The organism is Sinobaca qinghaiensis, assembly GCF_003610495.1.
In the GTDB taxonomy this organism is placed as follows: Bacteria; Bacillota; Bacilli; order Bacillales; family Marinococcaceae; genus Sinobaca; species Sinobaca qinghaiensis.
The window spans coordinates 226,478-247,816 of record NZ_RAPK01000007.1 but is presented as its reverse complement, the minus strand read 5'-3'; the positions used below and the strand labels follow the sequence as shown (position 1 = coordinate 247,816).

Genomic DNA, 21,339 nt, shown 5'->3' with positions numbered 1-21,339 from the left:
AAATAGGTAGACAGCTTATAGAAACTGTGCAAAAATGATGATACTTTGAAGTGCCGCATTATATAAATAGAAGAAATACGATTTTTTTAAAAGATGTTTGACAAAGATGTCGAAAGTGTTTGATAATGGTGAAGATTTTAAAAGGGAAAAGGGGGAGGAAACTCCAACTATGGCAGATTATCTAGTAATCGTTGAATCTCCCGCTAAAGCGAAAACAATCGGGAAATATCTTGGCAAAAAATACACGGTGAAAGCTTCGATGGGACACGTTCGGGATCTTCCGAAAAGTCAGATGGGAGTAGACACAGAAAACCGCTATGAGCCCAAGTATATAACGATACGCGGGAAAGGGCCCGTGTTAAAAGAATTAAAAACAGCCGCAAAAAAGGTGAAAAAAGTATATCTCGCAGCTGACCCCGATAGAGAAGGGGAAGCAATAGCATGGCATTTAGCCCACAGCTTGAACATTGATGAAACCTCACCATGCCGGGTTGTTTTTAATGAAATAACAAAAACGGCCATTAAAGATGCATTTAAAGACCCAAAACCAATTAATATGGATTTAGTCGATGCCCAGCAGGCTAGACGAATCCTGGACCGTCTGGTTGGTTATAATATTAGCCCGCTTTTATGGAAAAAGGTAAAAAAAGGACTAAGCGCCGGACGTGTTCAGTCCATTGCAGTAAAAATGATTATTGATAGAGAAAAAGAAATACAGGCTTTTATTCCGGAAGAATACTGGAGCATAGAAGGAACCTTCAGCACAGGAGAAGAGTCCTTCGAAGCGAAGTTCCATCAGCTGGATGGTAAAAAGACGAACCTTCAGACGCAGGATGACGTGAATGAAGTCACCGGCAGACTGAAAGGCGACGATTTTACCATACAGACCGTAACAAAAAAGGAAAGAAAACGAAATCCCGTTCTGCCTTTTACGACATCTTCCCTGCAGCAGGAAGCCGCAAGAAAGCTAAACTTCCGTGCTAAGAAAACAATGATGATTGCCCAGCAGCTTTATGAGGGAATTGATCTAGGGAAAAAAGAAGGAACGGTTGGTTTAATTACGTACATGAGAACGGATTCAACAAGAGTATCCGAGACTGCGAAGGCAGAAGTGAAATCGTTTATTGAAGAAAAATACGGTGACGAATACACGCGCAAAGAAAAACAGCAGCCGGCTAAAAAGAAAAACAATACGCAGGATGCCCACGAAGCGGTGCGCCCGACTTCTGTTATGTACGAACCGAAAAACGTAAAAGCCAACTTATCGAGAGATCAGTACCGCTTGTATAAATTAGTCTGGGAGCGCCTTGTAGCAAGTGAAATGGCGGCCGCTGTAATGGATACAATGAGCGTGGATCTTGAAAATAACGGCGTAATGTTCCGGGCTACCGGTTCTAAAATTAAATTTGCCGGCTTTATGAAAGTTTATGTTGAAGGCAGAGATGACGGTAAAAAAGAAGAAGACCGTCTGCTTCCGGACTTAAAAGAAGGCCAGGAAGTTCAAAAAGTCGAAATAGAAGAAAACCAGCACTTTACGCAGCCGCCGCCGCGTTATACAGAAGCAAGGCTCGTAAAAACAATGGAAGAACTGGGAATTGGGCGTCCATCTACGTATGCACCGACTCTCGATACGATTCAGCGCAGAAACTATGTTTCCCTGCAGGATAAACGTTTTGTTCCGACGGAACTGGGGGAAATTGTATTAGAGCTGGTAGTAGAGTTCTTCCCGGAAATTCTCGATGTTGCTTTTACCGCTAAAATGGAAAATGACCTGGATTTTGTTGAAGAAGGCAGTGAAAACTGGATTGAGATTATTGATGCCTTTTACCAGGGATTTGACAAACGCTTAAAAGTAGCAGAAGAAGAAATGCGCGAAGTGGAGATCAAAGACGAGCCGGCAGGAGAAGACTGCGAACTCTGCGGCAATGCGATGGTTTATAAAATGGGGCGCTACGGAAAGTTTATGGCCTGTTCCAATTTCCCTGACTGCCGCAATACAAAAGCAATCGTTAAAGATATCGGCGTGAAGTGTCCTACGTGTAAAACAGGAAATGTTGTGGAAAGAAAAAGTAAAAAGCAGCGCACATTTTTTGGTTGCGACCGCTACCCTGAATGTGAATTTGTTTCCTGGGACAAGCCGATTTCGAGAGTCTGCCCGAAAGGCGATCATCTGCTTGTTGAAAAGAAAACGAAAAAAGGGGTACATGTTGAATGTACCGTATGTGATTATAAAGAAGAGCCGAACTAAATCCCCAGTGAAGAAGAACGAGACAAGAGCAGATACCCCTTTGAAAAAAGGGGTTTTGCTATGCAGTATGTACAATGGAAGAAACACGTCTACAGAAGTAAAAATGAAACGAAGAAAGGATTATGGCGTATGAATAAAGAACACACAGTGACAGTAATAGGAGCAGGTCTGGCGGGCAGTGAAGCGGCCTGGCAGCTGGCCAATAGAGGAATTAACGTAAAATTGTATGAAATGAGGCCGGTAAAGCAGACGCCTGCTCATCATACGGATAAATTTGCGGAGCTTGTCTGCAGCAACTCCCTTCGTGGAAATAGCCTGGCAAATGCCGTCGGCGTACTAAAAGAAGAAATGAGACAGCTTGATTCTGTTATTATCAAGGCAGCAGATCACTGCGCCGTTCCTGCCGGTGGAGCTCTTGCGGTGGATCGTCATGAGTTTGCAGCAAAAGTAACAGAGCTCGTAAAAGAGCATGAGCTCGTTGAAGTCCGCCACGAAGAAATTACCGAAATCCCGGAGGGACCTGTCATTATAGCCACAGGGCCATTGACGACAGAGAAACTGTCGAAGCAGATTCAGGAACTGAGTGGACAGGAGCATCTTTATTTCTACGATGCGGCGGCTCCAATTATTGAAACGGACAGCATCGACATGGATAAGGCATATTTGAAATCCCGGTATGACAAAGGGGAAGCCGCCTACATTAACTGTCCGATGACCGAAGAGGAATTCGACCGGTTTTATGAAGCGTTAACGGAAGCTGAAACAGTACCTTTAAAAGAGTTTGAAAAAGAAATTTTCTTTGAAGGATGCATGCCTGTGGAAGTCATGGCAAACCGCGGGAAGAAAACGCTGCTGTTTGGTCCGATGAAGCCAGTAGGCCTTGAACATCCGGAAACCGGAAAGCGGCCGTATGCGGTGGTTCAGCTGCGCCGGGACAATCAATCAGGCACGCTTTATAATATTGTAGGTTTTCAAACCCATTTAAAATGGGGGCCTCAGAAGGAAGTACTTCGGCTGATACCCGGTCTCGAAAATGCAGAAGTCGTCCGCTATGGCGTGATGCACCGGAATACATTTATTAATTCACCGAATTTAATGGAGCCGACCTACCAGACGAAAGCAAGAAAAGATTTGTTCTTTGCCGGACAGATTACAGGTGTGGAAGGATATGTAGAATCTGCGGCAGCTGGACTGATAGCCGGCAGAAATGCAGCGAATATAGTCAAAGGTGAAGAACCCGAAGTGCTGCCGCATGAAACGGTTATCGGCGCGCTTGCCCACTATATTACGACCGCTGACCCGAACAATTTCCAGCCTATGAATGCCAACTTCGGCTTGTTATCCCCGCTCGAACCGAGAATCAAAAAAAAGCAGGAGCGCAATGAAAAGCTGGCTGAACGGGCATTGGAATCCATTCAGAATTTTATGAAAAAATAATATATTGGGTTGCGGTTACATTCTTTCCTATGATAAGATTTAATAGCTTTTGTCAATGAGGTGACGTGAATGCCACAGTCAGCATCACACCAGGATGTGCAGTCTTTTATCCGATATTTGCAAATTGAAAAAAATGCTTCTTTATTAACAATTAAAGCGTACAAAGAAGATATTGGGGCCTTTTTTGTATTTTTACAGGAAGAAGGCCTTGATTACGGGGAGCAGATAGATACGGCAGTAGTCAGGCAGTATTACACGCATCTGTTTTCCAAAAATTATCAAAGAGCAACGCTTGCCCGAAAAATTTCGGCCCTCCGCACGTTTTACAAATATCTGAAACGGGAGGAAAAAGTAGCAGTTAATCCTTTTCAGGCAGCAGTTCTGCCTAAAAAGCAGCAAAAACTGCCGCGGTTTTTGTATACGAAAGAACTGGAAAAACTGTTCCAGTCTTTTGATACGTCCACTCCCGCGGGCCAGCGGGATCTCGCACTCTTTGAACTGCTGTATTCCACCGGCATGCGCATCAGCGAATGTACGTCCTTAATGGAAACGGATGTGGATGCCGGTACGCAGATGGTTCTAGTAGAGGGAAAAGGGCAGAAACAGCGCTATATCCCTGTCGGTTCTTTTGCACTTGAAGCAGTTACGAGCTACCGGGAAGAGGGCAGAAAGCAGCTCGCTTCCAAAAACAACGCACAGGAGCCGGCGCTGTTCTTAAACAATAGAGGAAAAGCCTTAACCGATAGAGGCTGCCGCTATATCGTCGAAAAAAGGGTAAAGGATATGTCGCACACATTAAAGCTCTCCCCTCATGATCTCAGGCATACATTTGCTACTCATATGCTTGATAATGGGGCTGATTTGAGAAGCGTCCAGGACTTACTTGGACATGAACATTTATCGACAACGCAGATTTATACCCATGTAACCAAAGACCGTTTAAAGCAGGTTTATGACAAAGCCCATCCACGGGCGGATAAAAGAGAGGACTGACATATGGATCAATCTTTTCATGCAACGACTATCTTCGCCGTCAGGCATAACGGCCGCAGTGCTATGGCCGGAGACGGGCAGGTAACGTTCGGCCAGGCGGTGGTCATGAAGCATACGGCAAAGAAAGTAAGAAAAATCTATAACGGCCAGGTTCTTGCAGGTTTTGCAGGCTCAGTGGCAGATGCTTTTACGTTGTTCGACATGTTTGAAGGCAAGCTCGAGCAGTGGAAAGGAAATCTGCAGCGTGCTGCAGTAGAGGTGGCCAAAGAATGGCGCAGCGATAAAGCGCTCAGGAGACTAGAAGCGATGCTTATCGTTATGGATAAGGACACGCTGCTGCTCGTAGCAGGGACCGGTGAAGTAATAGAACCGGATGATGATATGATCGCTATCGGATCCGGCGGAAATTACGCCCTGGCAGCCGGCCGCGCTTTAAAAAACTATGCGCCTGATATGGAAGCTAAAGCTATTGCTGAAGCGGCACTCCGCACAGCAGGAGAAATCTGTATTTTTACAAATGACCAGCTGACCATGGAAGAAATTAACGAAGCATCGGAATAACAATTAGTTCCGGCTGGAAGGGAGATAAAAGCATGAGCATATCGCTTACCCCAAAAGAAATAGTTGAAAAACTGGACCAATATATTGTAGGCCAGCATTCAGCCAAGCGCTCCGTAGCAGTAGCCCTTCGTAACCGCTACCGCCGAAGCAGGCTGACAGAATCGGTCCAGGAGGAAATCACTCCCAAAAATATCCTTATGATCGGCCCCACCGGTGTGGGTAAAACAGAAATTGCCCGCAGACTTGCTAAGCTGGCCGGGGCGCCGTTTGCTAAAGTAGAAGCGACCAAGTTCACGGAAGTCGGCTATGTCGGCCGCGATGTGGAATCAATGATCCGGGATCTGGTGGAAACGTCGGTACGGCTTGTAAAAGAAGAAAAGATGGCCAGCGTGCAGGGAGAAGCAGAACGTGAAGCGAACAAAAGGCTGGTTAAGCTCCTCGTTCCGGAGAAAAAGAAAAAGCAGTCCTCTGTAAAAAATCCATTTGAGATGCTTTTTCAGCAGCAGAATGAAGAGGAAGAAGAGCCTGAGCAGGAAGATCAGTCGATTGCCCAGCAGAGACGGCAGATAGATCATCAGCTGCGTATGGGCGAACTCGAAGACCATATCGTACAGGTGGAAGTAGAACAGCAGTCTTCTCCGATGGCGGATATGTTTCAGGGTGCCGGCATGGATCAAATGGGTATGAACATGCAGGAAATGATGAGCAGTATGCTTCCGAAGAAAAAAACAACGCGGAAGCTGACCGTAAGAGAAGCTAGAAAAGTAATAACCGAACAGGAAGCACAAAAGCTTGTGGATATGGATGAAATAGGCCAGGATGCTGTGTTCAAAGCAGAGCAGCTCGGCATCATATTTATAGATGAAATGGATAAAGTAGCTGGCAAACAGCAGAACAGCAGCGCGGATGTTTCACGGGAAGGCGTGCAGCGCGATATTCTTCCTATTGTAGAAGGATCAACGGTTACAACAAAATATGGACCTGTGAAAACAGACCACATATTGTTTATTGCAGCCGGAGCCTTTCACATGTCCAAGCCTTCCGATTTAATTCCGGAGCTGCAGGGACGTTTTCCTATTCGGGTGGAACTGGACAGCTTAAATATAGAAGACTTTATAAAAATCCTAAAAGAGCCTGATCATGCTCTATTAAAACAGTATCAGGCGCTGCTGGCTACAGAAGATATTAAAGTGGAGTTCAGCGATGCGGCCATTAGAAAGATCGCAGAGCTCGCTCTGGAAGTGAACCAGCAGACAGAGGATATAGGAGCAAGAAGGCTTCATACGCTGCTGGAGCGGCTTCTGGAAGACCTCTCGTTTGAAGCATCAAGTATTACTATGGATAAAATAACAATTACCCCGGAATATGTAGAAGAAAAACTGGCTTCTATAGCTAAAAATAGAGATATGAGCCGATATATTTTATAGGGGACAAGGAGGATGCATCAATGGATTTACTATCAAAAAGCAGGAAAATTAATGAAATGCTGCAAAAAACAACAGGAGACCATGTGAACTTTAAAGACATGGCAGAAACCCTGCAGGAAGTTATTGGGGCCAACGTATTTGTAGTGAGCCGGCGTGGAAAGCTGCTTGGTTTTTCTATAAAGCAGGAAATTGAAAATGAACGAATGAAAAAAATGCTTGAAGAAAGACAATTCCCGGAAGAATATACGACCGGCCTTTTCAAGCTTGAAGAAACGTCGTCGAATCTTGATGTGAACAGTGAATATACCGCTTTTCCTGTAGAAAACAAAGACCTGTTTAAATCCGGTCTTACGACGGTAGTACCAATTACCGGAGGCGGACAGCGCCTGGGCACGCTCGTATTGGCGAGACTGAATGAATCGTTTAATGATGATGACCTAATCCTTGCTGAATACGGCGCAACCGTAGTAGGAATGGAAATTCTTCATGAAAAAACCCAGGAAATTGAAGAAGAAGCCAGAAGCAAAGCTGTTGTGCAGATGGCTATCAGCTCGTTGTCATACAGTGAATTAGAAGCCGTGGAGCATATTTTTGAAGAGCTGGACGGTAAAGAAGGACTGCTCGTAGCCAGTAAAATTGCAGACCGCGTCGGCATTACAAGATCTGTAATCGTGAACGCACTGAGAAAGCTGGAAAGCGCAGGAGTGATTGAATCAAGATCGCTTGGCATGAAAGGCACATATATTAAAGTGCTTAATGATAAATTTTTAGTAGAGCTGGATAAAATTAAATCAAGTAATTAACTCAATGTTTCCCCGCCTGGATAAGGCGGGGTTTTTTTTATGAAAAAACTGCTTAGATGGAAAATAGTACAAAAGGATGGTGAATAGGACTATTTATTTAAACTGGGTATTTATTAGCGACTTTATGAATAATACAAACTCTATTAGACAAACGTCCTATTTTTTTATACAATTTTAATAGTTAAGCTAGTTAAATGTAATTTTTTGGAATAAATACTGTCAAAATGTCTTGGTATATAAACATGCTAATAAAATAAAATAGGAGGAAAAAGTATGGGATTATTTGATTCCACAACTATTCAACAGCTGGAACGCGGGTTATCCGGGGCGGCCAATGAACAAAAAGCTATTTCGCAGAACATAGCAAATGCTGATACACCGGGTTATAAAGAAAGAAGAGCTTCCTTTAAGCAGAGTCTGGAAGAAGCATCTGCAGAGCAGGGTCTTCAGGCCCATAAGACGAATGCGAAGCATATAAACTTTAGTAGTGGGAATAAAGATTCATACATAAACGAAAAGACCCAGGAAATGTACCATGCAAATGGGAACGGCGTTGATATTGATAAGGAAATGTCCGAGCTGGCTAAAAATCAGCTTTACTTTAATGCTGTGACCGACCGTCTCAGCGGGAAATTTGGCAGCCTGAAAACAGCTGTACGGGGAGGGTCTTAATAAATGGCATTATTTGATGGTATTAATGCATCCGCAAGCGCTCTTACTGCGCAGCGGCTCCGCATGGATGTTACTTCCGCTAACGTGGCAAATGCCGACTCCACGAGAGGAACGCTGGTGGACGGAGAATGGGAGCCCTACAGAAGAAAGATGGTGGCTTTCGAGCCGCAGGAAAACTTTTCCTCCCATCTTTCACAGGCGATGAAGAAAGGCAGTCCCGATCAGGGCGGCGTGAATGTGCGTACGATCCAGGATGACACGACGCCTTTTCGGGAAGTGTACCAGCCTGAACACCCGGAAGCCAATGAGGAAGGCTATGTACAGCTGCCAAACGTAGATCCATTAAAAGAGATGGTGAATATGATGGGAGCAACAAGATCTTATGAAGCAAACGTTACAACAATGAATGCCACAAAGAATATGATGCTCAAAGCACTTGAGATTGGCAGAAATTAATAGAAAAGAGGCAGAAAATGAATATAGAATCGGTTATGCCTAACAGTGCTTCAGGAGCTCTTCAGCAGAAGCCGGCTGAAAATACTCCGGCAGAAGCAATGAATTCGTTTAAAGATGTTTTAAATGACGCTGTAACAAACGTGAATAAAGCGTCTCTGCATTCGGATGAAATGACAACAAAACTTGCAACAGGAGAAACAGATAACCTGCATGAAGTTATGGTGGCAGCGGAGAAATCAAGCGTTATGCTGCAAACCACGGTAGAAGTAAGAAATAAAGTGATTGAAGCTTATCAAGAAATTATGCGCATGCAGGTGTAAGAAAGCAGGGCGAGAGCTGGGGGAGCTATGAAGGAACAATTTTCAACATTAAGAGCGAAATGGAAAGAGTACTGGTCTGCTAAAACAAAAAAGCAGCATGTGATGTTAATAAGCGGCCTTCTTGCTATTATCCTATTTTTCTTTTTACTGCTATTCTTCACGATGAGAACCAATTACGTTACCTTGTATTCGGATCTTCCAGCCGCAGAAGCAGGGCAGATTAAAGAAAGCCTGGACAGCAAGGGCGTAAAGTCAGAGATTACAAACGATGGAACAAGCATAAGCGTTCCGAAAGAACAGGCGGATGCCCTTAAAGTAGAGCTGGCATCAGAAGGCATCCCCGAAAGCGGAGCGATCGATTATACGTTTATTGAAGATCAGATGGGATTTGGCATGACCGATAATGAGTTCTCTGTTATGGAACGCGCTGCGATGCAGACGGAACTGCAGGGGCTTATTGAAAATATTAACGGCGTGCAGGCGGCTAGCGTGATGATCACCCTTCCGGAAGAATCAACATGGCTTGCTGACGAAGCCGGCACAGCAACCGCTTCTATCGTGGTGGAAATGGGAAGTGAAACCCTCGAAGAGTCCGAGATTAAAGCACTCTACCACCTCGTATCGAAAAGTGTACCCAACCTGCCGGTCGAAAACGTTGTTATCATGAACCAGAATTCAGAACAGTTCGATTACGACGGCGGCGGCTCAGGCGGCACGATGAGTGCTTTTGAAGAACAAAATGAAATTCAGAAGCAAATAGAAAAAGACCTTCAGCAGCAGCTGCACCAAATGCTCGGCACGATGATGGGCAATGACAAAGTAGTTGTTTCTGTTACCACAGATATTGACTTTACCCAGGAGAACCGGGAAGAAGCGCTTGTGGAGCCTGTAGATGAAGAAAACATGGAAGGGCTGGAAGTGAGTGCAGAACGTATAACCGAAACCTTTGAAGGAGCAGATGTGGAAGAGGGCGGAGTTGTTGGAGCCGGAGAAGAGGATATAGCTAACTATCCTGCCGGAGCCTACGGTGCAGCCGGAGATTCCGAACGGACAGAAGAGAGAATTAATACAGAAGTAAACCGAATCCACAAAGAAATTGCAGAGAGTCCATATAAAATAAGAGACCTTGGTATTCAGGTGATGGTAGAGCCGCCGGATCCGGAAGATCCCAACTCGCTGCCGGCTGAAAGCATTGCCGATATTGAAGACATTCTTACAACGGCGGTTAGCACCAGTATTGATGAAGAATTTTTAAACGAAGAAAATGCCGGAGACATTGAAGATAAAATTTTTGTTTCTTCCCAGGCGTTTAATGGAAAAGTAGAAACCGAAGAAGCCGGAAACGGTCTTCCATGGTGGGCTTATGCAATAGGAGGCGTTCTTGCCGCTGCAGTAATTGTTCTGGTCATTATTCTTATCCGGCGCAGAAAAGCAGATGAGGAAGAAGATATTGATGAGCTGGAAGCGTCAGCAGTGCCTGATCCAGTCCTGCCGTTGCAAGAGCCGCAGGAGTCACCGGAAACGGCTAAAAGAAAGCAGCTGGAAAAACTGGCTAAGGAAAACCCGGATGAATTCACAAAGCTGTTAAGAACGTGGCTTTCAGATGACTAAAAGAGAGGAGGCAGAGCAGTGGCAAAAACAAAAGATAAATTAAACGGCAGACAAAAAGCCGCTATTCTTCTTATCTCCATGGGCCCTGATGTCAGCGCAGGAGTATATAAACATTTGACGGAGCAGGAAATTGAAAAATTAACATTGGAAATTGCCAACGTGCGCAGAGTGGAAAATGATGTGAAAGATACGATTATGGACGAATTTCATCACATTGCCATGGCACAGGAATACATTACCCAGGGCGGCATCGGCTATGCGAAGAATGTGCTTGAAAAAGCACTCGGAGAAGACCATGCCATGAAGATGATTGAAAGACTCACGTCCACGCTGCATGTAAAGCCGTTTGACTTTGCGAGGAAAGCGGATGCGGGCCAGATTCTTAACTTTATTCAAAATGAACATCCTCAGACGATTGCGCTTATTCTCTCGTATCTGCAGTCGGAGCAGGCAGGACAGGTTTTGTCCGCTCTTCCTGAAAAACTGCAGGCGGATGTAGCAAAACGTATCGCTACCATGGACAGCACTTCGCCTGAAATCGTCAGCCAGGTGGAGCATATTCTGGAACAGAAGCTCTCAGCAACGGTGACTCAGGACTATACCGAGGCCGGCGGCATTGAGTCGGTTGTTGAAGTATTAAACAGCGTAGACAGAGCCACTGAAAGAACCATACTGGAGGCACTGGAGGCGGAGGATTCTGAACTGGCCGAAGAAATCAAAAAGCGGATGTTCGTATTTGAAGATATTGTTACTCTGGACAAACGCTCGATTCAGCGCGTCATCCGGGATGTGGAAAACGAAGACCTGCAGCTCAGCCTGAAAGTAGCCAGTGAAGAAGTAAAGTCTATTATTTTCCAGAATATGTCCGACCGGATGGCCGAATCATTCAAAGAAGAGATGGAGTATATGGGGCCTGTACGGGTTAAAAGTGTGGAAGAAGCCCAGACGCGCATCGTTAATACCGTGCGCCGCCTGGAAGAGAATGGGGAAATTGTTATTACAAGAGGGGGAGGGGACGATATCGTTGTCTAGAGTAATTAAAGAAACACATGCGCTTTACGAGGCTTCTGAACGCTCTATAGCTATTCACGCCTCCTTTATTCCGGAAAAACAAACTACCCAGGGCTCTTCTGTCCTGCCGGAAATTCACCGGACCAGAATCCGGGCGCGGCAGGTTGAAGCGGATGCCCGCGCTAAGCTGGAACAGGCAGAGCGGGAACTCGAACAGGTCCGCTTTCAAATAAGCCGGGAAGAAGAGGATTCGAAAGCAGGAATTCAGCAGGCGTATGAAGATGCAAAGCAGGCCGGTGCTGCGGAAGGCTTCGCAGAAGGTTATGAGACCGGAAAAAAAAGCTGGGAAGAAGAAATAGACAAAGCAGGCCGGGTAGTACAGTCTTCCCGTGTGGAAAAAGAAGCCTACCTGGAAGCGTCTGAAGGGACGATTTTGAAACTGGCTATGGCGGTAGCGGAACGAATGCTTGGAAAATCCGTTCTTCAGGATGAAACACTTTGGGTGGATCTGGTAAAACAGGCACTTATTGAAGTGAAAGAAGAAAAAGAAATAACTATTTATGTGGCGCCCGACCAATATGATATTACCGTTGACCGCAAAGATGAAATAGAAGCGGTACTGTATCAAAATCAACAGCTCTGGATTGTACCTAGTCATCAGCTTGAACAAAATCAGTGTTACATAGAAACGCCATTTGGAAGGGTGAATGCGTCTCTTGACACTCAATTTGCGGAAATAAAGCAGCAGCTGGAGAAGCTGCTGGAAGAAGGGGCTGCTGATGAAAGCCATTCAACTGCTTCCTAGCATCGAGAAAGTGAGTCCTTACATTCGTTATGGCAAAGTAACGAAAGTTGTGGGATTAACTATTGAGTCAAAAGGGCCAAAAACGTCCATAGGAGATCTCTGCTATATTCATCACTCCGATCAATCAACGCCAATCACAGCAGAAGTTGTTGGTTTTAAAGAAGAAAACGTTTTGTTGATGCCCTTAAAAAAAGGAACGGATATCAGCCCGGGCAGTCTGGTGGAAACAACACGAAAACCGCTGCAGATATCGGCAGGCACCGGCCTGATCGGCAGAGTTATTGACGGCATGGGAGAGCCTATGGACGGCAGACCGCTTCCTTCCGGGCTGCTTAAAGTAAATACGTCCAAAGAACCGCCCAATCCGTTATCAAGACCCCGGATAAAAGCGCCGATGTCGCTTGGCATTAAAGTTATAGACGGGCTGCTTACGGTAGGGGAAGGTCAGCGTGTAGGAATTTTCGCCGGAAGCGGAGTAGGAAAGAGTACGCTGCTGTCCATGATCACCCGTTATTCCGAAGCCGATATTAACGTAATTGCGCTTATCGGGGAGCGGGGGCGCGAAGTAAAGGATTTTATTGAAAGAGATCTTGGGGAAGAAGGCATGAAAAAATCTATTGTAGTGGCTGCTACATCAGACCAGACCGCCCTAATGAGAATAAAAGGTGCAATGACAGCCACCGCCGTTGCCGAATATTTCAGGGACCAGGGCAAAAAAGTGAACTTGATGATGGATTCTGTTACCCGCTTTGCCATGGCTCAGCGTGAAATAGGACTTGCCGTCGGGGAACCACCGACAACGAAAGGATATACTCCTTCTGTTTTCGCTATGCTGCCCAGTCTTCTGGAACGATCGGGAACAAGCAGTGCCGGATCAATTACCGCTTTTTACACGGTGCTCGTGGATGGGGACGATTTTAATGAACCAATAGCAGATGCGGTGCGGGGTATTCTGGATGGACACTTTGTGCTGGACCGCAGCCTTGCCGATAAAGCTCATTATCCATCCATTAACGTATTAAAAAGCGTCAGCCGTGTAATGAATGAAGTCGTTTCAACGGATCATGCAAAAGCTGCCAGAAGGCTGAGGGAAATGCTGGCCACCTATACAGAAGCTGAGGATTTAATCCAGATCGGTGCCTATAAAAGAGGTTCTTCGCAGAAGATTGATGAAGCTGTTTCCATGCGGGAGCTGACATTACAGTTCGTCCAGCAGGAAGAAACAGAGCGCTTTACCCTGTTAGAAGCAGAGGAGCAGTTATTAAAAGATTTTGGTGAAGGAGAGCGGCCATGAGTAAAACAAGAGACGTTTTTGAAAAAATGCTGAAGTGGCACGAACAGGAAAAACAGGTAAAAACGAAGGAATATCAGCAGGCGCTTACTTTTTTTGAAGAAACGGCTACAAAATTGTACGAACTTCTCCGAAAGAAAGAAGAGCAGGAAGGTAAAGATACCGAAGCTCTAAGAGCAGGTGTGCCTGTTCTGCATTTACAGCACCACGGAAAAGTAATGAAATTTATACATCAGGACATACATACATTAACAGTAGAAACAAACAAAGCGCGCTCCAAAATGGATACTGCTAAAGAAGAACTGACGGTTTCTTTTCAGGAGTTTAAAAAATATGAAAAACTTCTGGAAAAAAAGAAAGAAGAAGAAACAAAGCTTACAAAACAAACCGATGCAAAATTAATGGACGAACTTTCTGCACGGGCCTTTGTTTTTAACGGGAATTAAGCAATGGCGAAAACGAAAAAACCATCCATTGATGAAAAAGAGAAAGAAAAAAAAGGCGGTATGGTGCAGTGGTTTGTGTTGATTGTACTCGTACCGGTCACTTTTGCGATCATTATCGGCGTCGTTATTTTGTCGATGATGGGCGTACCGCTTGCGGAAATGAGCAAAAATGCGGCTGCCGGCATACCGGGCATCTCCGCCCTTGTGGAAGATGAACCGGAGCAGGAAGCTGGAGCATCCCCGGAAAATGAAGAGACGATCGCCCTGCTTGAAGAGGAAATACAGGCAATGGAGCAGGAACTCGTTGAAAAGGATGAAGAGCTGCTTTCGATGCAGGAGGAAGTGGACGCAGCGGGACAAGAAGCAGATGCGGAAGAAGAAGAAATCGAACCCAACCCTGAGCTGGCAGAACTTGCTTCCATGTATGAAGAAATGTCCGCAAAAAATGCAGCAGCTATACTAAATGAATTGGACGATGCTGAAGCGATCCGCCACATGCAGGAAATGAATACAGAAAACCGATCCGCTATATTGGAAAAAATGGAAGTGGAAAAAGCAGCGGTAATTATGGGAGCATTTGCAGAACCTGCCGCAGAAACCGGATGATACTACTGTATTACTAAGAAAGGAGGTGAACTAGTGCAGGCTATTCAGCAGATATTAAGCCTTTCCGGGATTAAACCGGCGGGGGCCCCGAACCAGGCTAAAGGAACCAATGCTGGTTTCCTCGATGTTCTAGGTAAAGCGGGCAGAAATTATAATGAAATGCAGCAGGAAAGCGGTAACGAGTCGGGAAAAGATGCCCCGGAGAGCAGGATGGAAGCAGAAGCGTCATTAGATCATATTATAACGACGCTGAAAAAAGCCTTTTCTGTGACTGCAGAAGCATCGGACTCGTCACCTGCCGCCGAAGAGCTGCAAGCGAAATTGGAAAAACTTTCATCTTCACAGTCCGGATTATCGGCTGAAGAAATTGCTGAACAAGTAAACAAGCTCTTCCAAACATACGATTCTTCTTTTCTGGAAAACGAACTGCATGTTTTTTTTGAACAACAGAACGTTCAGGAACAGGGCGCTGAAGTGAATTGGCAGAAAACAGATGTCGAAGCGCTTCAAATACAGGAAGCAGCCGTATACGACGCGGCGGACGCTGTGGAAAACAACAGTAAGGTAAAGCCGGAACTTGTTATTTCAGCTGTCACTGCTCTTGTGATTCGAAACAGGGCAGTAGAAACTGCTGCATCCCATCCGGAGGCCGCTCTTCTTCAACAGATTCATCATCTTCATCAACAAAGCGAAACTGCAGCGGAAGATCAAACAACGAAGGCAGAACCGGAAGGCCGGTTGATAGTAGAGCAGGCAGCAAAAGAGCTTCCTGCCCTCAAAAATCATCCCATTCTAAAAGAAGCTGCCTTGATCACACCGGCGTTGGAAAAAGCAGTATCCAACCTGGAAAAAGCAGTCGCAGCCGGCGCAGAACCTGCTGTTGTAAAAAAAGCATTATCCGGACTGGCTTCAGAATTAGATGTATTAAAAGCCGTCTTGAACGACACAACGATGAAAGCAGCCATTCCATCCGGGCAGGAGCTGTTAAAAAATGGATCGCCGGCTTCGGTCCGATTGCCTGAGTTATTAAAAGGCAGTCCACCGCCAGGTACCGCTGCCGATGAAAAAAGGACAGATACGGTTAAAGCACCAGTGCTGGTTGTAAAAGAGCTGGGAGCGGAGGCGAACAGAAAAACGACAGAAGGCTACAAAGTGATTACAGATCCCATCCGCTTCGTGCAGCTTTTATCGGAAGCGGGAAGCTCCGGACCTGTTCTGCCTGAAAAGCCAGGTGCGGCACAGGTGGAAACGGGTATCAGTCCAGCTGCAGTTTCGAGAACTGATGGCGGGGCTGAACTGCAGCAGGTTTTAACAAAACCTGCAGTAGAGTCAGGAGCGATCCCGCAGGCCCAGCAGGTTCTCATACAGCTGGGTGAAGCGAAAACGGCTCATGGCCGGCAGCAGGAATTTATTAAGCAGTTTCAGGAAATATTAAACAGATCATCGCTTCAGGCATTTAAAAATGGAACTCAGCAGCTCACTTTAATATTAAGACCTGCCCATTTAGGGCGGATTGATATGAAAATTTTAATGAAGGATGGGGTCATGACGGCCCAGCTCACCGCTTCTTCCAAAGGAGCAAGAGAGATTATGGAGCAGAATCTTCCTTCGTTAAGGCAGAGCTTCGCTTCCCAGCAGCTGCAGGTGGAACGGATTGATATTACGGAACAGCAGGAGAGCCTCTTGAAAGAAAAAGAGGAGCAGGAAGAAAAGCGCCGTCTGTTTAAACATATTCAGCCTGAACCGGACTCTGAAGAATCAGCATTCTCAGATGTCCTCGAAGACATACTCTTTAACGAGAAAGTGTAGGGATAAAATGAATAGTGTAGATATGAATTACCTGCTTCCCCAGGATAATAAAGTCGCTGTAAAAGACGCAAAAGACGGTGCACTCGGAAAAGATGAATTTTTAAAAATACTAATCGCTCAGCTGCAGAACCAGGATCCGATGAATCCAATGGAAGATAAGGAATTCATTGCGCAGATGGCCTCTTTTTCCTCACTGGAGCAAATGACAAATATGAATCAGTCGCTGCAGAAATTTACAGAAGCGCAGGAAAGCGGCTCGCTTGTCCAGCACAGCCAGCTGATCAATAAAGAAATTACATGGCAGTCTAAAGGGGACGAAGTAAATGGGCTGGCTGAAACAAAAGATCATCAAAATACAGTGACGTCCGTTCAGAAAGACAGCAAAGGCGCTATCCGCTATTTACTGGACAACAACAGCTGGATTGACAGTTCCCAGCTCGTGCAGGTAAGGGCAGACAAGGGCACTGCGGAACCCCCAACCTTATAGAGAGGATCCCAACCTATGATTCAGGATATTGGAAAGCAGGACTGGAACCGGCTTCCACATCCAGCCACGGCGGTGAAGCAGCCCGCAGATAACAGCCAGAAAGCCTCTTTTGCCGAACTGCTTCATTCCCGGCAGGCCGAACCGCTGAAAATCAGCAGACATGCAGAAAAAAGAATCCTGCAGCGGGACGTCCGGGTGTCGGAAGGTGAATGGAAAGCGATTGAAGAAAAGATGTTGGAAGCGCGGCATCAGGGAGTCAAAGACTCTGTCGTATGGACGAGTCATGCGGCGCTTGTCGTGAGCGCAGAAAATCATACAGTTATTACGGCAATGACCCATAAAGAAGCAAGCAACCACGTATTCACCAATATTAACGGAACGATGTTCGTAAAAGAAGAAGCCTGACCTTACGAGGAAGCTTCACGCATCAGGCCGACGATTCTGATGCTGCTAAATAACTTATAAAAAACCAGGAGGAATTATTATGATTAAATCCATGTATTCAAGTATTGCAGGAATGAAGAACTTTCAACAGAAGCTGGACGTAACAAGTAACAACATCGCCAACGTCAACACGTTCGGCTTTAAAAAAGGAAGAGCGACGTTTCAGGATATGATCAGCCAGCAGATGGGTGGAGGAGCCCAGGCTGCAGCAGGAGGCCAGGGAGGCATTAACGGCAAGCAGGTGGGAATGGGTTCCAAAATGGGAAGCATCGATACGGTTCATACGCAGGGAAGCCTGCAGAACACCGGGCGCCAGCTTGACCTTGGTATAACCGGAGAAGGATTTTTCCAGGTGAATAACGGCGAGGAAGATTTGTATACGAGATCAGGTAATTTCTATCTTGATGAAGCCGGAACCGTTGTAAACGCAGAAGGTATGATTCTGCAGGGAGCAGACGGCGGTCCAATTAATATTCCGGCAGATGCCCAGAGTTTTAGTATTAATACAGACGGAGCTGTAAACATTACAAACGCCGCCGGAGATAACGAAAATGTCGGTCAGATAGCTCTTACTACGTTCAATAACCCGGAAGGACTTGCAAAGGCTGGAGGCAGCACCTACAGAATAACGGATAACTCCGGAGCAGGCGTCCAGGATATACCTGGAGTTGACGGCAGGGGGGATCTTATCTCCGGGACGCTGGAAATGTCCAACGTGGATCTGGCGGATGAATTTACGGAAATGATCGTGGCGCAGCGTGGTTTCCAGGCCAATACCCGCGGTATTACAACGGCAGACGAAATCCTGCAGGAACTGATGAGCCTGAAGCGTTAATACTAAGAAAAGGAGAGCAGGCCGGGTAAAACAGGGTTCCGGCCTGTTATATTACATATGATTACATTAACCAGATTAACAGGAGATACGTTTTTGTTGAATGTCCCTTTTATTGAACAAATGGAAGCCCGTCCCGATACAACAATTACGCTATGGAGCGGAAAAAAGATTTTTGTAAAAGAATCCCTGACAGAAGTGAAAGCACTTTGTGAGGAAGCATACCGCAAAATGGGGCTGGTGGGATCAATTATAAACCCGGAAAGGGAGAGCTGAGTGAATAACAAAAAAGTAATGGGGATGCTGTTAATTTTTATAGTAACCGTGGGCGTTATCGGGGCTGGAGCGTTTTATTTTATCCAAAACACCAGCTCAACGGCAGAAGCGGATGATGCGGAAGTATTATCGGCAGATGAGATGGCTGCAAACTCCTGGGAGCTCGAAGAACTGACAACCAATCTGGCAGATGATCATTTTATTAAAGCCTCATTCAAAATCCAGCTGGATTCGGAAAAAGGAAGAGAAGAGCTGGAGAAAAGAGATTATCAGGTTAAAAACGCAATAATCATGGATTTATCCTCGCGTTCTGCAGAATCGCTGCAGACGACAGAAGGCCTTAAAGAAATGGAAAAAGCGCTTCAGGAAACGATAAATAAAGAAATGACAAAAGGCAAAGTGGTTAAAGTATACATCACCCAGCGCTTAATTCAATAGAAATAAAGGGGGGGAGCAAGTGGCTGATGTATTATCCCAGGGAGAGATAGATGCCCTGATGTCTGCATTATCAACAGGAGAAATGAATGCAGATCAACTCAAGCAGGAAGAACATGAAAAAAAAGTACGGACATATGATTTCAAACGGGCGCTCCGATTTTCCAAGGACCAGATCCGCAGTCTTTCCAGAATTCACGAAAATTTCGCCAGACTGCTCACTACCACCCTTTCCGCACAGCTGCGGACGTTTGTGCAGATTTCCGTTTCCACGGTGGATCAGCTGCCGTACGATGAATTTATTATTTCCATACCGAAAATGACGCTTTTAAACGTATTTGAAGCACAGCCTATGGCAGGCCGGCTCTTAATGGAAGTGAATCCAAACATCGCTTATGCCATGATGGACCGCCTCCTAGGCGGTCACGGCAGCAGTGTAAATAAAATCGATAATTTAACAGAAATCGAAACAATCATTATGACGAGGCTTTTTCAGACGATGCTTGATTCTTTTCAAGGGGCATGGGAATCGGTAATGGAAATCGATCCGGTCGCAGAAGAGATGGAAGTAAATCCGCAGTTTCTGCAGATGGTGTCTCCCAATGAAACGGTTGTGGTGATTTCGTTATCGACGACTATCGGTGAAACGACGGGTATGATCAATATCTGTCTTCCCCACGTTGTAATGGAGGATATACTTCCTGATATTTCCGGGCATTACTGGATGCAGACAGCCAAAAAGGAAACCAATCAGGAAGAGTACCTGAAGCTGTCCAATCAGATAAAAACAGCTCCTCTTACGCTGCAGGCAGTACTCGGTCATTCCAGTATTACGATTGAAGAATTTCTGCAGCTGTATGAAGGAGACGTAATTGAACTCGACCAGAAAATTAATGAGCCGTTGACGATATTAACAGAAGGCGTGCCCAAGTATAAAGCACAGCCCGGCAGACGTGGAAAAAAGCTCGGCGTGCAGATTATAGAAGAAATAAAGGAGGAACCAAATGAGTGATGATATGCTTTCCCAGGACGAGATCAACAATCTGTTAAAACGAGTAGCAGAAGAAGAAAACGGCGGGGGAACAGCCGAAGAGGAACTGCCTGAGCTGGATTCCATTGAAAAAGATGCGCTCGGAGAAATAGGGAACATTTCGTTTGGAAGTGCGGCGACGGCTCTTTCTACGCTGCTGAATCAAAAAGTGGAAATCACTACACCGGAAATTTCCGTTATTGACAGCTCCGAGCTCAATGAGGAGTTTCCTGTCCCTCATGTTGCAGTGAATGTAGATTATACCGCCGGATTTGAAGGAACCAACTTACTGGTAATCAACTCAACGGATGCGGCCGTTATCGCAGATTTAATGATGGGTAATGATGGAACGTCTCCGGAGGCTGTATTAAGTGAAATGTATTTAAGTGCCATGCAGGAAGCGATGAATCAGATGATGGGATCTGCTTCTACATCAATGTCAACAATTTTTAACAAAAAAGTAGATATTTCCCCACCCGGTATTGAAGTAATGGACGTGGGAAATGAAGAAGGAACGGCCCACATACCTAAAGATAAAAAGCTCGTAAAAATTGCGTTTCATATGAAAATCGGTACGCTGGTTGATTCTTATTTAATGCAGATTGTCACGATTCCTTTTGCTAAAAAAATGGTGGAAGAATTAATGGGCACGCCGGAAGAAGAGCTCTCTGCTGACGAACATATCGTCGAGGAGCCGGTTCCTCCGGCTTCTCCCATGCAGGAAAAAACCAACACTTCTGTTTCGGAGTCAAAAGAACAGCCGGCTGCCAACCGGGTCGAAAATGCTGCTTTTTCTCCATTTGAAGAAATGGAACGCGGGACATCAGATTCGAAAAATCTCGACATGCTTCTTGATATTTCATTAGAGGTGACGGTAGAACTGGGCAGGACAAAGAAATCGATTAAAGATATTCTGCATTTTTCGCAGGGGTCCATTATCGAATTGGATAAGCTTGCCGGCGAGCCGGTTGATATTTTAGTTAACCAAAAATTGGTAGCACGCGGAGAAGTCGTCGTTATTGATGAAAATTTCGGAGTGCGTGTGACAGATATCGCAAGCCGGGAAGACCGAATCCGACATATTCAATAAAATATTTTTCAAAACACGCTATCTCTAAACGGATATAGCGTGTTTTTAATGTGATGAAAAAAACTAGTCTTAAAGTAGTCCTTTATTCCTTGAATGATAGAACATCCTATCGGAATTCTACCTTTGGTGGTTAAACATAAGATATTTACAATCACTGCTGCTGCAGTCTTGTACAAAGGACTATAAAAATAAACTGGGCATTTATTACTAACATATTCAAAAACCAAAAGACTGTTAGACAAACGTCCT

Annotated in this window: 23 protein-coding genes; all 23 read left to right on the top strand. The window is 45.4% G+C overall.

Annotation, left to right across the window (positions count from 1 at the left end; all coding sequences use genetic code 11):
• The first annotated feature begins 169 nt into the window (after positions 1-169).
• The 23 genes from topA (at position 170) to fliY (ending at position 21,090) form a co-directional block, all read left to right on the top strand.
• Positions 170-2,248 (top strand): type I DNA topoisomerase, encoded by a 2,079-nt coding sequence (topA, locus tag ATL39_RS05340; RefSeq protein WP_120192640.1) that lies wholly within the window; start codon positions 170-172, stop codon positions 2,246-2,248.
• 129 nt (positions 2,249-2,377) lie between these two features.
• Positions 2,378-3,685: an FADH(2)-oxidizing methylenetetrahydrofolate--tRNA-(uracil(54)-C(5))-methyltransferase TrmFO gene (gene trmFO / locus ATL39_RS05335; protein ID WP_120192639.1), complete on the top strand. Its 1,308-nt coding sequence runs from the start codon at positions 2,378-2,380 to the stop codon at positions 3,683-3,685.
• A gap of 69 nt (positions 3,686-3,754) precedes the next feature.
• Positions 3,755-4,678 (top strand): tyrosine recombinase XerC, encoded by a 924-nt coding sequence (gene xerC / locus ATL39_RS05330; RefSeq protein WP_120192265.1) that lies wholly within the window; start codon positions 3,755-3,757, stop codon positions 4,676-4,678.
• Positions 4,679-4,681: 3 nt separating this feature from the next.
• Positions 4,682-5,239, top strand: coding sequence for an ATP-dependent protease subunit HslV (gene hslV, locus ATL39_RS05325; RefSeq protein ID WP_120192264.1), 558 nt, complete (start codon positions 4,682-4,684; stop codon positions 5,237-5,239).
• A 32-nt stretch (positions 5,240-5,271) separates the two neighbouring features.
• The gene (hslU, locus tag ATL39_RS05320; protein WP_120192263.1) at positions 5,272-6,666 is read left to right on the top strand and encodes an ATP-dependent protease ATPase subunit HslU; all 1,395 of its coding nucleotides are present in this window, start codon (positions 5,272-5,274) and stop codon (positions 6,664-6,666) included.
• 20 nt (positions 6,667-6,686) lie between these two features.
• On the top strand, positions 6,687-7,469 hold the full coding sequence (gene codY, locus ATL39_RS05315; RefSeq protein ID WP_120192262.1) for a GTP-sensing pleiotropic transcriptional regulator CodY: 783 nt from the start codon (positions 6,687-6,689) through the stop codon (positions 7,467-7,469).
• Positions 7,470-7,742: 273 nt separating this feature from the next.
• Positions 7,743-8,141: a flagellar basal body rod protein FlgB gene (gene flgB, locus ATL39_RS05310; protein ID WP_120192261.1), complete on the top strand. Its 399-nt coding sequence runs from the start codon at positions 7,743-7,745 to the stop codon at positions 8,139-8,141.
• A 3-nt stretch (positions 8,142-8,144) separates the two neighbouring features.
• The gene (gene flgC / locus ATL39_RS05305; protein ID WP_120192260.1) at positions 8,145-8,597 is read left to right on the top strand and encodes a flagellar basal body rod protein FlgC; all 453 of its coding nucleotides are present in this window, start codon (positions 8,145-8,147) and stop codon (positions 8,595-8,597) included.
• Between the two features lie 17 nt (positions 8,598-8,614).
• The gene (fliE, locus tag ATL39_RS05300) at positions 8,615-8,917 is read left to right on the top strand and encodes a flagellar hook-basal body complex protein FliE (protein ID WP_120192259.1); all 303 of its coding nucleotides are present in this window, start codon (positions 8,615-8,617) and stop codon (positions 8,915-8,917) included.
• 27 nt (positions 8,918-8,944) lie between these two features.
• A complete protein-coding gene (gene fliF / locus ATL39_RS05295; protein WP_120192258.1) occupies positions 8,945-10,528 on the top strand; it encodes a flagellar basal-body MS-ring/collar protein FliF in 1,584 nt (527 codons plus the stop codon).
• Positions 10,529-10,546: 18 nt separating this feature from the next.
• Positions 10,547-11,560: a flagellar motor switch protein FliG gene (gene fliG, locus ATL39_RS05290; protein ID WP_120192257.1), complete on the top strand. Its 1,014-nt coding sequence runs from the start codon at positions 10,547-10,549 to the stop codon at positions 11,558-11,560.
• Entirely contained in the window at positions 11,553-12,344 is a 792-nt protein-coding gene (gene fliH, locus ATL39_RS05285) for a flagellar assembly protein FliH (RefSeq protein ID WP_170146843.1), read from the top strand. Before fliG ends, fliH begins: the two co-directional genes overlap by 8 nt.
• Positions 12,319-13,638 (top strand): flagellar protein export ATPase FliI, encoded by a 1,320-nt coding sequence (gene fliI / locus ATL39_RS05280; protein WP_120192255.1) that lies wholly within the window; start codon positions 12,319-12,321, stop codon positions 13,636-13,638. The genes fliH and fliI overlap by 26 nt, the downstream gene beginning before the upstream one ends.
• Complete coding sequence (gene fliJ, locus ATL39_RS05275; RefSeq protein ID WP_120192254.1) at positions 13,635-14,081, top strand: flagellar export protein FliJ; 447 nt, start codon at positions 13,635-13,637, stop codon at positions 14,079-14,081. Before fliI ends, fliJ begins: the two co-directional genes overlap by 4 nt.
• 3 nt (positions 14,082-14,084) lie before the next feature.
• On the top strand, positions 14,085-14,687 hold the full coding sequence (locus tag ATL39_RS05270) for a MotE family protein (protein ID WP_120192253.1): 603 nt from the start codon (positions 14,085-14,087) through the stop codon (positions 14,685-14,687).
• A 33-nt stretch (positions 14,688-14,720) separates the two neighbouring features.
• Positions 14,721-16,496 carry a flagellar hook-length control protein FliK gene (locus ATL39_RS05265; RefSeq protein ID WP_120192252.1) on the top strand — a complete coding sequence of 592 codons (1,776 nt, stop codon included), beginning with the start codon at positions 14,721-14,723 and terminating at the stop codon, positions 16,494-16,496.
• Positions 16,497-16,503: 7 nt separating this feature from the next.
• The gene (gene flgD, locus ATL39_RS05260) at positions 16,504-16,983 is read left to right on the top strand and encodes a flagellar hook assembly protein FlgD (protein ID WP_120192251.1); all 480 of its coding nucleotides are present in this window, start codon (positions 16,504-16,506) and stop codon (positions 16,981-16,983) included.
• Positions 16,984-16,998: 15 nt separating this feature from the next.
• Positions 16,999-17,388: a TIGR02530 family flagellar biosynthesis protein gene (locus ATL39_RS05255; protein WP_120192250.1), complete on the top strand. Its 390-nt coding sequence runs from the start codon at positions 16,999-17,001 to the stop codon at positions 17,386-17,388.
• A 79-nt stretch (positions 17,389-17,467) separates the two neighbouring features.
• A complete protein-coding gene (gene flgG, locus ATL39_RS05250; RefSeq protein ID WP_120192249.1) occupies positions 17,468-18,262 on the top strand; it encodes a flagellar basal body rod protein FlgG in 795 nt (264 codons plus the stop codon).
• Positions 18,263-18,319: 57 nt separating this feature from the next.
• Positions 18,320-18,535, top strand: a complete 216-nt coding sequence (locus tag ATL39_RS05245) for a flagellar FlbD family protein (protein ID WP_120192248.1) — start codon at positions 18,320-18,322, stop codon at positions 18,533-18,535.
• A complete protein-coding gene (gene fliL, locus ATL39_RS05240; protein WP_120192247.1) occupies positions 18,536-18,973 on the top strand; it encodes a flagellar basal body-associated protein FliL in 438 nt (145 codons plus the stop codon).
• A gap of 19 nt (positions 18,974-18,992) precedes the next feature.
• A complete protein-coding gene (gene fliM, locus ATL39_RS05235; protein WP_120192246.1) occupies positions 18,993-19,982 on the top strand; it encodes a flagellar motor switch protein FliM in 990 nt (329 codons plus the stop codon).
• Positions 19,975-21,090, top strand: coding sequence for a flagellar motor switch phosphatase FliY (fliY, locus tag ATL39_RS05230; protein ID WP_120192245.1), 1,116 nt, complete (start codon positions 19,975-19,977; stop codon positions 21,088-21,090). The genes fliM and fliY overlap by 8 nt, the downstream gene beginning before the upstream one ends.
• Positions 21,091-21,339 lie beyond the last annotated feature (249 nt).